Origin of the sequence: Amycolatopsis bullii (assembly GCF_014654205.1) — a bacterium.
Lineage (GTDB): Bacteria > Actinomycetota > Actinomycetes > Mycobacteriales > Pseudonocardiaceae > Amycolatopsis > Amycolatopsis plumensis.
In genome coordinates this window covers 1-12,481 of the sequence record NZ_BNAW01000090.1, presented here as the reverse complement: position 1 = coordinate 12,481, position 12,481 = coordinate 1, and the positions used below count along the sequence as shown (strand labels likewise).

Here is a 12,481-nt window from a genome sequence, read left to right as displayed (position 1 = left end):
GTCGCGGGCGCGGTCGAGGCGGACGGCCAGCCACGGGCCGGCCAGGTGCGGGGCGGTGAGCGCGGCGACCAGCAGCCCGCCGGTGGCCGCGGGCTGGTGCCGGTCCGCGGCGAGCAGCAGGAGCCCGACCGAGGCGCCGCTGTCGGCGCCGCGGACCAGCACCGCGGCCGTCAGGTACCGCAGCAATCCGGACATCCGCCCCCCTCGTCACCCCACTGTCTGGTGACGCCACCTTGGCAGGTGACCGCGTCACCGGTCAATATGGTGACGTGTTCACCTTCCTCAGCGGCCGCCCCTGCCTGGACCTGACGACCACGCTGCAGGTGCGCCACCGCGAGCAGCCCCGCGAGCTGCTGACCGCGCCCGCCGACGTCACGCGCTGGCTGGCGGAGGCGGGGTTCGGCGCCGGCATCGCCGTCGACGACGCCGGGCTCCGCCGGACCGTTTCGCTCCGGGAAACCGTCCACCGGTTGTGCAGCCGGGCCGGGCGCGACGGCGATCGTCCGGCGCTGAACGCCTTCGCCGAGCCGCCGCCGCTGGTGCCCTACTGGACGGGCACGGCGGTCGAGTACCGCGGCGACCTCGGCCAAGCTCTCTCGACGCTCGCCCGCGACGCCGTCGACCTGCTCGCCGGCCCGCACGCCGCCCGGATCCGCGAGTGCGCGCACCCGGACTGCAGCCGCCTGTTCCTGGACGCTTCGCACGCCGGCCGGCGCCGCTGGTGCGACATGACCGCGTGCGGCACCAAGGTCAAGTCCGCGGGGTACCGGCAGCGCCGTCGGGTGGCCGACGTTCCGGATGCGCCTCGACTGGGTAGCCCCTAGGCGTGAGCTGAGCAGGGTGATGCCTGCTGCGACGAGTGAGAGGTGATCACATGAGCCAGGGCGACGCCCCGGTCGGGCGATCGGTGAAGACGGCGGCGGCCGGCGTACGGGATCTCGCCGCGGAGGCCGCGCGGGTGGGGGCGGCCGCGGCCGCGCGGGCGGTCGAAATCACCGATCGGAAGCTGGCCGAAGGCAAGGACGAACTCACGAAGGTCGGCCGGGCGGCGACCAAGGACCTCGACAAGAGCACGCGGTCGTCCCGCCGTGACGTGCTGACGCACTCCGGCGCGGCCCGCGACGAGGTCCTGGCCCGGGCGACGAAGCTGCGCGACCCGGGCCGCAAGGCGGCCCAGGCGGTGGCGACGGTGGTGAGCTCGGCGGGCGAGTCCGGCCGGAAGCGCCGGAAGGCCGTGGCCACGGCGAAGCGTGACCTCGCGGTGGCGCTCCAGGAGGCCAAGAGCGTGGCCCGCGGGGAGCGCACGAAGCGTTCGCGCTGGCCGTGGCTGGTGGCGCTGGGTGCGGTGGCGGCCGCGATCGTGGCGGTCGTCCAGATCCGGCGGCCGAACCCGCTGGCGGAGGCGGAGAAGAGCGCCTCGGCGGGTGCGACGGACAAGCCGGCGACGACCGACAAGGCGACAACGGACAAGCCGGCGACGGACAAGCCGGCTTCGGCGGCACCCAAGCCGACGCCGGCCCCGGCCCCGGCCCCGGCCGCCAAGCCGAACCCGGCCCCGGCTTCGGCGCAGTCTCCGTCCTCGGCCGCGCAGCCGACGGCCAAGCCGGCTCCGGCTCCGGCTTCGGCGGAGAAGCCCGCGCAGCAGGCGGCCAAGGCCGCCGACGGCGCGAACGGCCGTGCGCCCGCGGGCCGCGGCCAGAACAAGGCCCACTAAGCGGGGCTGACGGTGCCCGCGCCCGAGGTGATCACGGGCGCGGGCACCGTCATGCCCGCAGCAGCCAAGGGGCAAAGGTCGCTGCGACAGAGGGGCGAACGACGGCCCGGTCCGGAGCAACGCATCCCGCAACCTGCAGGCCCGATTCGATCCTCCCGGCGCGCCTGTGGTCCGTTGGTCCCGCCATCTCCCGTGATTGGGGGCTGATCGTGTGGCTGCGGGCGGATCTCGCGTGATGGGAGGCGGATCTCGCGTGATTGGAGGGGCATCTCGCGTGATTGGAGGGGCATCTTGCGTGACTGGAGGGGCATCTCGCGTGATTGGCGGGGCGACACGATGTCCGGCAGGCTGCTCACCCGGCTGAAAGCGCTTACAATCGCGGCAACCGAGCGGGGGAGGGCGTCGTGGGGTGGCGGTTTGCGGTGAGCACGCTGGGCATGCCCGGCATCCCCGTCCGCGAGGCCGCCCGCACCGCCCGCGCCCACGGCTGCACCGGTCTCGAACTGCGCGTGCACCCCGACGAAGAAGTCCACTTGGGACTCTCCGGCCCCGCCACCGACGCCGTCCGATCGCTGCTGGACAGCGAAAACCTCGCCATCTCCTGTCTCGCCGGGTACGCGAAAGTCGCCGCTCCCGGGGCCGACCGGCCCGTCGTCGACGAGCTCAAGGCCCTGATCGCGCTCGCCCAGCGCATCGGCGCGGCGCAGATCCGCGTCTTCCCCGGCGGCGACGGGGACGCCCGCCCCCGGATCGCCGCCGTCCTCGACGAGCTCCGGGACGCCGGGGTGCGGCTGCTCGTCGAGACCCACGACTCGCACCCCACCGGGGCCGCTGCCCGGAGCCTGGTCGACGGGTTCGGCGAACCGGACCTGGCCGCCGTCCTGTGGGACGCCGTCCACCCGTGGCGCGCGGGCGAAAACCCGGCCGTCACCACGGAAGTACTGGGCCCGTACCTCGGCTATTTCCAGGTCAAGGACGTGCGGAGCCGCGAAACCCCCACCCCCGTGCCGCCGGGGGAGGGCGCCGTGCCGCTCGACGACTGCGGGGCGCTGCTGCGTTCGTGGTCCGGCTGGGTGTCACTCGAATGGGAGAAGGCCTGGTACCCCGGCCTCGCGCCCGTCGACGTCCCGCTCCGTGCCGCCGCGGCGTGGTTCGACCGGTACGTCACGCCGTCCGGATGATCGTCCGGCCCCGTGTGCCGAACGCCGCCGGCGCTTCCGCCAGCGGGCGTACCGTGTCGATCCGCGGGCGGAGACGGCCGTCGCGGACCCGCTGGGCCAAGTCCGCGAGGCGCGCCCGGTCCGGCTCCACGACGAAGAAGATCCCCGGCCCGCGCGGCGGCTCGGCGATCGTGACGAGCGTGCCGCCGTCGCGCACCAGCGCCGCCGACCGGTCGAGGACCTCGCCGCCGAGGACGTCGAGCACGAGGTCCACCTCGCCGATGTCCGGCGACAGCGGGTCGAAGCAGGCCTCCGCCCCGAGGGCGAGCACGGTGTCCCGGTCGGCGGGCCGGCCGGTGCCGAGCACGCGCGCGCCCGCCTCCCGCGCCAGCTGCACCGCGAGCGAGCCGACGCTGCCGGCCGCCCCGTGGACGAGCACGGTCCGGCCCGCGGTGAGCCGGCCGTGGTCGAACAGCGCCTGCCACGCCGTCAGCCCGGAGATCGGCAGGGCCGCGGCCGTGACGTGCTCGACGTCGGCCGGCAGCGGCGCGAGGTTGCGCGCTTCCACGGCCGTGTACTCGGCCAGGGAGCCGTTGCGGGCCCAGTCGGCCATGCCGAAGACCCGCTGGCCGACGGTCAGCCCGGTGGTCCCGTAGCCGAGTTCCGCGACGACGCCCGACAGCTCGTGGCCCGGGACGCTCGGCGTCCGGTCCCGGCCCGCGCGGTCGGTCCAGGTGGCCGGCCAGGTCAGTTCGCCGGGGGTGAACCCGGCCGCGTGCACCCGCACGATGACGTCGTTCTCGGCGGCGTGGGGGTAGGGCAGTTCGGTGAGGGCCGGCGCGGTGTCCCGGTCGGCGACGGTGACGGCTTGCACGATCAGTTCCCTTCGAGCGGGTTGCGGGCCATGCGGGCGGCGAGGTCGTTGCGCATCGCAGCCGCGGCGGAGCTTTCCGGCTTGCGGGCCGCCTGGTCGCCGAAGCAGCGGAGGAACTCCGTCACCAGGTCCAGCCGGGGGTACTGCTCGAGCACTTGCGCGCGCAGGTCCTCGGGCAGGTCGGCGACGTCGCGCCCGGCGATGTCGGCCGCCGCCGCCCGTGACAGCAGGAAACCCTCGGGGTCCTCGGCCGGGTCGAGCTCCGCCTGCATGTGCCGGACGATCACCTCCGCCAGCCGCGCGCGCCGCTCGGGCGCCCAGCCGGCACCGGCGGCGAACACCCAGGCCACGTTCCCGCCGGCCACCTCGAACGGCTGGGTGTGGCTGTCGAACTCCGCCGCGAGCCCGACGTCGTGGAGCATCGCCGCGACGAACAGCAGCTCGGCGTCGAACTCGACGTGGTGCACCTCGGCGAGCGCGACCGCCCAGGCGTATACCCGCATCGAATGGTTGAGCAGGGACGGCGATGAGTAGGCCGTCCCGACCTCGATGGCGAGCCCGCACACGGGGCTGCCGGGCAGGAAGGGTTCCATGCGCTCAGCTTACGCCTTGCATTACGAGCATGTCATGTAACGTAACTTACTCCGGCTGTCGGCAGAACAGAGCCGGGCCGCGGAGGACCCGCGGCCCGGCTCGGCCGGACGAACTCAGCGTCCGGAGAAGTTCACGTCACTGCAGAAGTAGTACGACTGGTCGAGGTGGCTCGCCTGCCAGATCGTGTAGACGACGTGCCGCCCGGTCCGGGTACCCGCGTTCACCGCGACCTGGTACTGCCCGGCGGGGGCGAGCTTGCCCGTCTGGGCGACCAGTTCGAGGTTGCCCCAGCCGAGCGGCTGGGTCGCGGGGTCGAAGCCCTGTTTCGTGATGTACACCAGCAGGTAGTCGGCGCCGTGGCGGGCCTGGTCGGTGATGGTGAGGGTGAACCGGTTGTCCTTGTTCGCCATCTGCCACGCGCCGACCGTGTCGAGGGCGTTGTACCGGGGTGCCTGCGTGCGGCCGCCGCTGCACAGCGTCCCGTCGGGGATCACGCCCTGGTGGTTGCCCTTGACGCCCTCGCGGTAGAGCCCGTTCCAGTTCCACATCGCGTTCGGGTCGGCCTGCCAGGCCTGCCAGCACATCGGGTCCTTCGTCGCCATCGCAGGGTTCTGGAAGTCGCTGCCCCAGCGGTTCCAGCAGCCGTAGTTGCGCGACGGCGGGTCGGTGGCGGACCCGTGCGCGTCGGCGACGCCGGTGAGCACGCCGCCCAGCAGCACGGCGGCCACGGCCGTGACCACCAGGGAGAGCAAGGTTGTGCGTCGGGGAACCACGCTGTCCTCCTTCGTCGGGGCCGGATTCGGGAGCGCTCCCAAGCTCGTGCCGGACGACCATACGTGGCCGCGCCCCCGCCCGGCCACCGCCCGATCTCCCGAAACCGTGGCGAGACAGCGCTTTCCCGCACGCAGCCGAACTGAACGGTCACTGAACGGCGGAAGGCGGGCACCCGGGGCCGCCCGATCGGGCCCGGGCCGCGGAACGCCGGGTGCCCGCGGAACCCGGCGGCTGCTCCACGCGGGTGTATCCGGAAAAATTGTCACCGGGGGACGGGCGAAGTGCCGCGGATCCCGTCGCCGGCCACAACGCGGCAAGGCCGATCGGGTGATCCGCCGGTGCCGGCCGGAGAACGCGGTAATCGCGCCTAAAGTCGTGCACCACGAACGCTTCCGAGGATTTCCCCGACCCGAAGTGAAACGTGGTGGTGATCATGAATCCGCCGATCACACGGCGGGCGGTGCTCGGCGCCGCCGCGGTGATCCCGCTCCTGCTGGCCTGGGATCCCGCCCGGGCCGCGGACCTCCCGCTGCCCCCGGTCGACGACGCCCTGAACGGGCTCGCGGCCTTCCTCGTGCCGGGCCGGGACGCGTTCTCGGTCCGGCAGGGCCGGACGTCGAGCACGGACGGCGGCGTGGCGGCCGGTGCCGGTCCGGCCCTCCGATACGTCTACGACCAGGCGATTCCCTACCCGATCGTCGGGCGGCCCTTCGATCTCGACCTGCCGGGTGCGGCCGCGGTCGCGGCCATCCTCAACCTCGTGGCGATCGAGGTGGACCCGGCGGCCGCGCTCGGCCCGTTCGCGGCGTCGTTCGCCAACCTGTCCTTCGCGGGCAAGGTGGAGGTGTTCCGCCGGCTCGAGGAACCCGGGTTGGCCGACGGCACGCCGGTGCGGTTCATCCTCGACACGCTGCCCACGCTCGCCGCATTCGTCTCCTATTCCGAAGCGGGCGTGTTCGACCGCGCGGCAAATCGGCTGACCGCGATTCCGGTGGGCTGGCGGATCAGCGCGTACCAGGGGGTCGGCGACGGGTGGAACGAATTCCGGGGTTATTACCGCGGAATCGACCGGGTGACGGACTAGGGAGGCGCCGGACATGCGCGACATCGTGGTCGTCGGGGCCGGCGGCGGAGGCCCCGTCGTGGCCAAGGAACTCGCTGCGCGCGGGCTGGACGTGCTCGTGCTCGAAGCCGGGGCCCGGCACCTGCGCCCAGAACAGGAGTGGACGCGGCTGGAGGACGACACGAACGACCCGATCACCGGACGGTTCCGGGTCGGGCCGTCGCGGCGCGCGGAAGCGCCGTGGCTGCGGGACTTCCCGCAGAACTCGTTCGTCTGGCAGATCGCCGGCGTCGGCGGGACGACGCTGCACTACTTCGGCAACAACCCGCGCCCGGCCCCGGGCGTGTTCGCCGGCTACGAGGGCGCCGACCGGGCCGAGTACGACACCGCGCACGTCTTCCCCTTCCCCTACGCCGAACTCCGGCCGTACTACGAGTGGTGCGAGGAGACGCTGCCGGTGCGCACCGCGCCGATGGGCACCAAGGAAGCCGTCTTCTTCCGCGGCGCCGAGCGCATGGGCCTGGTCCACCAGACGTGGAAGGACCTGCGGGGCCCGTCCTACCGCGCGCAGGAGAACGCGATCCTGCAGCCGCACGGCACGGCGGGCCGCACCGACGACCCGGCCCGCCTGCTCTTCCCGGAAGCGCAGGGCTGCACCTTCTGCGGGCACTGCTTCCAGGGCTGCCTCGAACCGCGCCGCGCGCCGCGCAACCTCAAGGCCAAGCGCTCGACCGACAACTCCTACGTGCCGATGATGCTGACGGCCGACGCGTGGTCGCCGGGCGGGCGGGCGGCGGAACTGGTCACCGACGCCTACGTCGTGCGGGTGCTGACCGAGCAGTCCGGCTCCCGGACGGTGGCCCGCGGGGTCGTCTTCCGCACGCCCGACGGCGCCCTGCACACGGTGGAGGCCCGCGTGGTCGTGCTCGCGGGCGGCTGTGTGGAAAACCCGCGCCTGTGGCTCAACAGCGGCCTGCCGAACCCGAACGACTGGGTGGGGCGCGGGCTGACCGAGCACCACCTCGACTGGGTCGTGGGCGTCTTCGACGAATACACCGGCGAAGCCAAAGGGGCGGGCTCCAACTGCCGGATGGACTTCCCCGGCTACGGCGGTGTCGAGAACGTTTGCCTGCCGCCGGCGTTGCAGGCCTTCGCCTTCGCCTACAGCGACGCCGGGATGTCCGGCCACTACGACAACGGCGCGGGCGTCGGCCCCCAGGGCGCCGACACGCTCGGACGGCTGGTGGGCAACGACCTCAAGGCGGCGCTGGGCGACGTCAACAAGCTGCTCACGGCGCTGGTGGTCACCGACGACGACGTCCAGCCCGAGAACCGGGTGACCCGTTCGCCGGTCATCCCGCCGGACCCGCACGGCCCGGTGCCGCGCGTGGAGGTCCGCCACCGCGCCCGCACCGCGCGGACCCGCCGCAACCGCGAGTACCTCGCCGCGCGCTCGGCCGAGCTGATGCGGCTCGCGGGGGCGCGGCGGGTGCACCGGCTGGACTGGGCGCCGCTGCTGCTCCACGTGCAGTCCAGCATGCGGATGGGCCTCGACCCGGCGGACTCGGTGCTGGACGGCACGGCCGAAGCCCGCTGGGTCGACCGGCTGTACATCGCCGACAACTCGGCCCTGCCCAACGCGGTCGGCGGCGCGAACCCGACGCTGACCACCCAGGCACTGGCGACCCGCACGGCCGAGAACATCTTCCGCAGCCACTTCGGCGGCGACCCGTGGGTGGGCACCCAGGTGCCGACCTCGTCCGTCGACGACCGTGTCACGCAAGCGGTTCTGGCCCGCGGGCTTTAGGTCCTTTGAGGACTTGAAGCGATCTCGGGGCGGTGCTATAGAAATAAGGGAGAGCAGGACATGACCTGGTGACATCGCGAGACGATCCGGGGAGTGAACGACGATGCCGGACAGGATCACCCGCGCGGCCGACGGGTTCGCCGAGCTGGTGCTGGCCGACTCCGCCTGGGTCCGGGCGGAGTTCGACGCCATCGTGGCCGCCAACTTCGGCCCGCCGCCACCGCCGGTGCCCGCCGCCCGCCGCCGCGGGAGGCCGCGGCCGCCCGCAGCGGTCGGTGTGCCGCGGCGACGCCCGGGCGCCCGCCTGCTCGCCGCCAAGTGCCCGCGGCGGGAGCGAGCCCCTCCGCGCCCGAGGACGGTGAAGCGAACGAACACCGACGAGAGGGGAGTGATGCCGTGACGGCACCCGGACTTCCCACGGCGCCGGCGTGCGCCGCCTGCCCCGACAGCGGCCGGTAGCGCCTCTTCAGGCCCGGCCACCGCGCCTCCAGGCGCATCCCGCGGCAGCGACGCCGGCGTGCCGGGAGCCGTCGAGTTCGCAGGGTACGGACAACGGTTTCGACACGCGTGTTCCTCCGCAGGTCCCGGTGCCGCCCGCCGGCACCGGGACCGGGCGGGACGAGCGAAGGGAGGGACCACGGTGCCCGACGAGTTCACCCCGCCGAACGACCTGGCCGACCAGCGGGTACCGGCCCGGCCCGGTCGCGAAGACCCCGAAGACACCGAGGACGTCAGCGGCGTCCCGGCCGACACCGATCCCGCGGACTTCGCCGATCAGCACCGCGAAGCGCCCGTCCTCGGCGACGGCGAACCGTGGCCGTGAGCGGGCCTCACAACGACAGGAATTCGCCCCGCTGCAGCAACTGCACCCGCGTCGGCGGACGGCGCCGCCCGACCTCCTCCAGGAAGTTCGACACCGGCGAGTGGAACAGGCCGTAGTCGTCGAAGTGCACCGGGATCGCCCGCCGGGGCTCCAGCAGGTTCAGCAGGTCGACCCCGCCGCGGTGGTCGAGGGTGACGAGCACGCCGAACGCGCGGGTGCCGCCCAGGTGCACGACCGCGAGGTCGAGCTCGGGGAAGTGGTCGCGGATCGTGCGGAGTTCGTCGTGCAGCACGGTGTCGCCGCTGACGTAGATCCGCAGCGGCCCGGCCTCCGGCGTCGCCCGGTACTCCAGGACGCTCCCCATCACCGGCGGGAGCAGCCGCTGCATCGGGCCGGGCGCGTGGCGCGCGGGCACGGACGTCACCGTCAGCCGCGCGTCGCCGTCGGCGAAGGTCTCCGTCGTCCACGTCGGGAGCGGCAGCGGCGCGTGGAAACCCCGCCGCAGCAGGCGGGTGGCCGCGTGCTCGGTGGTGAGGATCGGGGTGTCACGGGGGAGTTCCCGCGAGGCGATCCGGTCGAAGTGGTCGCCGTGCAGGTGGGACAGGATCACCGCGGTCAGCGGCGGCAGGTCCGCCGGCTGCAGCGCGGGTTCGGTGCGCCGCCGGGAAAACAGGCCCTGGCCGAAGTACGACCACTGGCCGCGGTGCAGGAAGTTCGGGTCGGTCAGCAGCGTGAACGGGCCCAGCCGGAGCACCGTGGTCGCCGTCCCGACGAACATCAGCGAGTCGCCGGCGGGCGGATCGAACGAGGGCATCGGTGTCCTTCCGGGCTCGGGGGGGCGCGGCCGGCGGGCCGCGCCCCCTGGAGGCTCAGCTCTGGGACCGCACGTTCTCCCGGGCTTCCTGGGCCCGATCGGTGACGTCACCGGTCGCCGACTGCGCTTCGTCCTTGACCGTCGAGGCCGCGTCGGCGGCTTCGGACTTCACCGACTCCGCCGCCTGCTGCACGGGTTCGCGCAGGTTCTCCTTCAGCTCCTCGGCCGCGTGCTGGGCCACCGGGGCCACGTGCTCGCGGGCGAGGTCGGTGGCCTGTCCGGCGAGCCGGCGCTCCGGCTCGCTCGCCGGCAGCAGCGACGACACGAGCCAGCCGGCGCCGAAGGCGATCAGGCCGGCGGCCAGCGGGTTGCCCTGCGTGCCGCGCCGGATCGACTGCGGGGCTTCGCTGACGGCGTCGGCGGCGGAACTGACCTTGTCCCCGGCCGCCGAAGCGACCGAACCCACCTTGTCGCCCGCCGTCGACGCGTGGTCGGACGCGGTGCCCATGACGCGGTCGCGCGCGTTGCCCACCGCCGAGCGCATCCGGCCGATGCGGCGTTCGACGATCCGGCCCGGGGTCACCTTCTCGGTGAGGGCGTTCACGTCCGTGCTGAGATTGCGTTGGGTGCCTTCGATTTCGCGGCGGATCCGCTCCGGTTCGGTCATGGTCGTTCGCCTTTCAGTGCGTCGGGGACCTGCTGCAGGGTCTCGACGGTGCGTTCGGGTTTCGGGTTGACGCGGCGGACTTCGCGCCGCCCGGTCGCGTAGAGCACGGCGCCGGCGATCGCCCACACGACCGCGACGATCAGCGCCGCCCAGCCCGCGTCCATGACGTTGGCCAAGCCCTGCCACAGGGCGATGGAGAGGAACAGCACGACCATGTAGCCGGCGAACCCGGCCCCGCCGAGCATGCCCGCGCCCTTCGCGGCCTTGCCCGCCTCGGCCTTCACTTCGGCCTTCGCCAGCTCCACCTCCTGCCGGACGAGGGTGGAGAGGTCCTTCATGACGTTGGACATCAGCTCGCCGACCGAAGCGTCGGCGACGTCGACGGGTTCACCGGCGCGGGGCGCGGGCCCGGGTGCCTGCGTCATCACGGCACCTGCCCGGGCGCGGAGAAGCGGGGGCTCGGCTGCGGGAGTCCTTCGGGCGGCTGGGGTGCGTTGTAGCCGCCGGGTGCCGCACCCGGGTTGTTCGGTTGCGGGAGGCCTTCGGCCGGTTGGGGTGCGTTGTAGCCCCCGGGGACCGTGCCGGGGTTGTGCGGCTGCGGGAGTCCTTCGGGCGGCTGGGGTGCGTTGTAGCCACCGGGAGCCGCACCCGGGTGGCTCGGCTGCGGCAGGCCGCCGGCCGGCGCGGGGTAGCCACCGGGGGCCGCGTAGCCCGGCTGGGGGAGGCCCGGCTCGGCGCCCGGGTACCCGGCGCCACCCTGCTGCGGCACCGCCGGGGCCGAGGCGCGGCCGTCCGGGGCGCTCTCCTCCTTGTGCTGCGCGACGACGCCCCGGGTGAGCCGCCCGACGAGAGCACCGGCGACGGCCGCGCCGACCAGGAACGTGCCGGGACGACGGCGGGCGAAGCGCCGCACCTCGTCCAGGAGGTCACCGGGCTCGCGGTGCTCGAGCCAGTCGGCGACCGACCGCGTCCGGTCGGAGACCTGGCGCGCGACGTCGCCGGCGAGGCCGGGGGAATCGGTCTGCTCGGCCATCCGCTCCAGCTGACCGGCCAGCTGGTGGAGGCTCTCGGCCGCCTTCCGCTGGCCGTCCCTGGCCTGCGACTGCAGCTGTTCCCGGCCTTCGCGGACCAGGTCGCGCGCCTCCTGCTGGGCGTGCGCGGCCACGTGTTTCGCTTGGTCGGCGGCCGTTTGCGCGACTTCGCCACCCCGGTCGGCGGCGGTGGACGCCACCTCGCGGGCTTCGTCCCTGGCGGTTTCCGCCGTCGACGGCGATCCGCTGCCGTGCTGCTGCTGCGGCGGTGACTGACCGCCGGGTCCCTGCGTCATCTCGACCTCCTGCGGGAGAGGCACTTCCGCGCCCTCGTGGATGCCGATGGCGACCATCGGCCTGGTAGTGCGGCTGGCTACCCGGGCGGCCGGGTGATAAACCGGATGCCGGTGCCGCCGGTGAGCAGCAGCGACACCGCGTCGCGCAGGCTGTCCGGGCGGGTGATCTCCGGCGGCCAGCCGGGCCCGGCCAGGACGAGCCGCGGCACCGGGAGCCCGGCCGGGGGCGTCGCCGGGCGGCTGCTCCACAGCACGAGCGCGGCGGGCCGGACCCGGTCGATCGCGTGCCGCAGCGCGCTCTCCGGCACCGAAGCGCCCAGGAGCAGCGCCTCGCGGCCGTGTTCGGCCAGTGCCGCGCGCAGAGCCTCCAGGGGCAGGGTGTGCCGATCACCGTCCACACAGGCCAGCAGCACGGCGGGCCCGGCGCCGGCGGGCGCGGCAATCCGGTGCAGGGCGGCGGCGACGGCCCAGGTCAGCCCGTGCACGAGGTCGATGCAGTGGTCGGCGTCCGGGCCGCAGAGGGCGTCCAGCGCCGGGCGGCACAGCTCGTCCCAGGTGCCGAGGACACCGCGGTCGGCCAGGTGCGCGTCGAGAAGCGCGGCCGCGGTGTCGAGCTTCAGGTCGCGGACGGCGGCCAGCAGCGTGCCCACGTCGGTCGCGCTCGCCCGGAACGCCCGCGCGGCCGCGGCGTCCGTGCTGAGGCCCTGCTCGATCAGGTGCTTCATCCGCAGCAGCGCCTCGACGTCCGCCTGCCCGTAGCGGCGGTGGCTGCCGGTCTGCGGCGTGGACAGCGGGAGGTCGTAGCGCCGGTGCCACGCGCGCAGCGTGGACGCGGGCAGGTCCAGCATCCGCGCGACCGCCCCC

At 73.9% G+C, this 12,481-nt stretch carries 15 protein-coding genes and 1 pseudogene; 7 read left to right on the top strand and 9 right to left on the bottom strand.

Going from position 1 to position 12,481, the window contains the following annotated elements; genetic code table 11:
* Positions 1-195 (bottom strand): annotated as a pseudogene (locus IE317_RS43535) (MFS transporter); the annotation flags it as partial.
* Positions 196-269: 74 nt separating this feature from the next.
* On the opposite strand from IE317_RS43535, the gene IE317_RS43530 reads away from it, so the two are divergent.
* The 3 genes from IE317_RS43530 to IE317_RS43520 all read left to right on the top strand — a co-directional run bounded on the left by IE317_RS43530 (position 270) and on the right by IE317_RS43520 (position 2,895).
* Complete coding sequence (locus tag IE317_RS43530) at positions 270-824, top strand: CGNR zinc finger domain-containing protein (RefSeq protein WP_191317209.1); 555 nt, start codon at positions 270-272, stop codon at positions 822-824.
* Between the two features lie 50 nt (positions 825-874).
* Positions 875-1,714, top strand: a complete 840-nt coding sequence (locus IE317_RS43525; RefSeq protein WP_191317208.1) for a hypothetical protein — start codon at positions 875-877, stop codon at positions 1,712-1,714.
* Positions 1,715-2,118: 404 nt separating this feature from the next.
* Positions 2,119-2,895: a sugar phosphate isomerase/epimerase family protein gene (locus IE317_RS43520; protein WP_191317207.1), complete on the top strand. Its 777-nt coding sequence runs from the start codon at positions 2,119-2,121 to the stop codon at positions 2,893-2,895.
* On the opposite strand, the gene IE317_RS43515 is transcribed toward IE317_RS43520, so the two are convergent.
* The 3 genes from IE317_RS43515 to IE317_RS43505 all read right to left on the bottom strand — a co-directional run bounded on the left by IE317_RS43515 (position 2,879) and on the right by IE317_RS43505 (position 5,115).
* Positions 2,879-3,748 (bottom strand): NADP-dependent oxidoreductase, encoded by an 870-nt coding sequence (locus IE317_RS43515; RefSeq protein WP_191317206.1) that lies wholly within the window; start codon positions 3,746-3,748, stop codon positions 2,879-2,881. The genes IE317_RS43520 and IE317_RS43515 overlap by 17 nt on opposite strands.
* Before the next feature lie 2 nt (positions 3,749-3,750).
* Positions 3,751-4,341, bottom strand: a complete 591-nt coding sequence (locus IE317_RS43510; protein ID WP_191317205.1) for an HD domain-containing protein — start codon at positions 4,339-4,341, stop codon at positions 3,751-3,753.
* Positions 4,342-4,455: 114 nt separating this feature from the next.
* The gene (locus IE317_RS43505; RefSeq protein WP_191317204.1) at positions 4,456-5,115 is read right to left on the bottom strand and encodes a lytic polysaccharide monooxygenase auxiliary activity family 9 protein; all 660 of its coding nucleotides are present in this window, start codon (positions 5,113-5,115) and stop codon (positions 4,456-4,458) included.
* Positions 5,116-5,549: 434 nt separating this feature from the next.
* On the opposite strand from IE317_RS43505, the gene IE317_RS43500 reads away from it, so the two are divergent.
* From IE317_RS43500 to IE317_RS43485, 4 genes are all read left to right on the top strand, one after another.
* Entirely contained in the window at positions 5,550-6,200 is a 651-nt protein-coding gene (locus IE317_RS43500) for a hypothetical protein (protein WP_191317203.1), read from the top strand.
* 13 nt (positions 6,201-6,213) lie between these two features.
* Complete coding sequence (locus IE317_RS43495; protein WP_191317202.1) at positions 6,214-7,986, top strand: GMC family oxidoreductase N-terminal domain-containing protein; 1,773 nt, start codon at positions 6,214-6,216, stop codon at positions 7,984-7,986.
* Between the two features lie 103 nt (positions 7,987-8,089).
* Positions 8,090-8,386 carry a hypothetical protein gene (locus IE317_RS43490; RefSeq protein WP_191317201.1) on the top strand — a complete coding sequence of 99 codons (297 nt, stop codon included), beginning with the start codon at positions 8,090-8,092 and terminating at the stop codon, positions 8,384-8,386.
* 240 nt (positions 8,387-8,626) lie between these two features.
* Positions 8,627-8,809 (top strand): hypothetical protein, encoded by a 183-nt coding sequence (locus tag IE317_RS43485; protein ID WP_191317200.1) that lies wholly within the window; start codon positions 8,627-8,629, stop codon positions 8,807-8,809.
* Positions 8,810-8,816: 7 nt separating this feature from the next.
* Here the strand turns inward: IE317_RS43485 and IE317_RS43480 are convergent, their stop codons facing one another.
* The 5 genes from IE317_RS43480 to IE317_RS43460 all read right to left on the bottom strand — a co-directional run.
* Complete coding sequence (locus IE317_RS43480; protein ID WP_191317199.1) at positions 8,817-9,623, bottom strand: MBL fold metallo-hydrolase; 807 nt, start codon at positions 9,621-9,623, stop codon at positions 8,817-8,819.
* A gap of 55 nt (positions 9,624-9,678) precedes the next feature.
* On the bottom strand, positions 9,679-10,290 hold the full coding sequence (locus IE317_RS43475) for a DUF3618 domain-containing protein (protein ID WP_191317198.1): 612 nt from the start codon (positions 10,288-10,290) through the stop codon (positions 9,679-9,681).
* Positions 10,287-10,715, bottom strand: coding sequence for a phage holin family protein (locus tag IE317_RS43470; protein WP_191317197.1), 429 nt, complete (start codon positions 10,713-10,715; stop codon positions 10,287-10,289). The genes IE317_RS43475 and IE317_RS43470 overlap by 4 nt, the downstream gene beginning before the upstream one ends.
* Positions 10,715-11,617: a hypothetical protein gene (locus tag IE317_RS43465; protein ID WP_229903241.1), complete on the bottom strand. Its 903-nt coding sequence runs from the start codon at positions 11,615-11,617 to the stop codon at positions 10,715-10,717. The genes IE317_RS43470 and IE317_RS43465 overlap by 1 nt, the downstream gene beginning before the upstream one ends.
* 77 nt (positions 11,618-11,694) lie before the next feature.
* Positions 11,695-12,481, bottom strand: a 787-nt coding sequence (locus IE317_RS43460) for a MerR family transcriptional regulator (RefSeq protein ID WP_191317196.1), incomplete at its 5' end; no start/stop codon positions are given.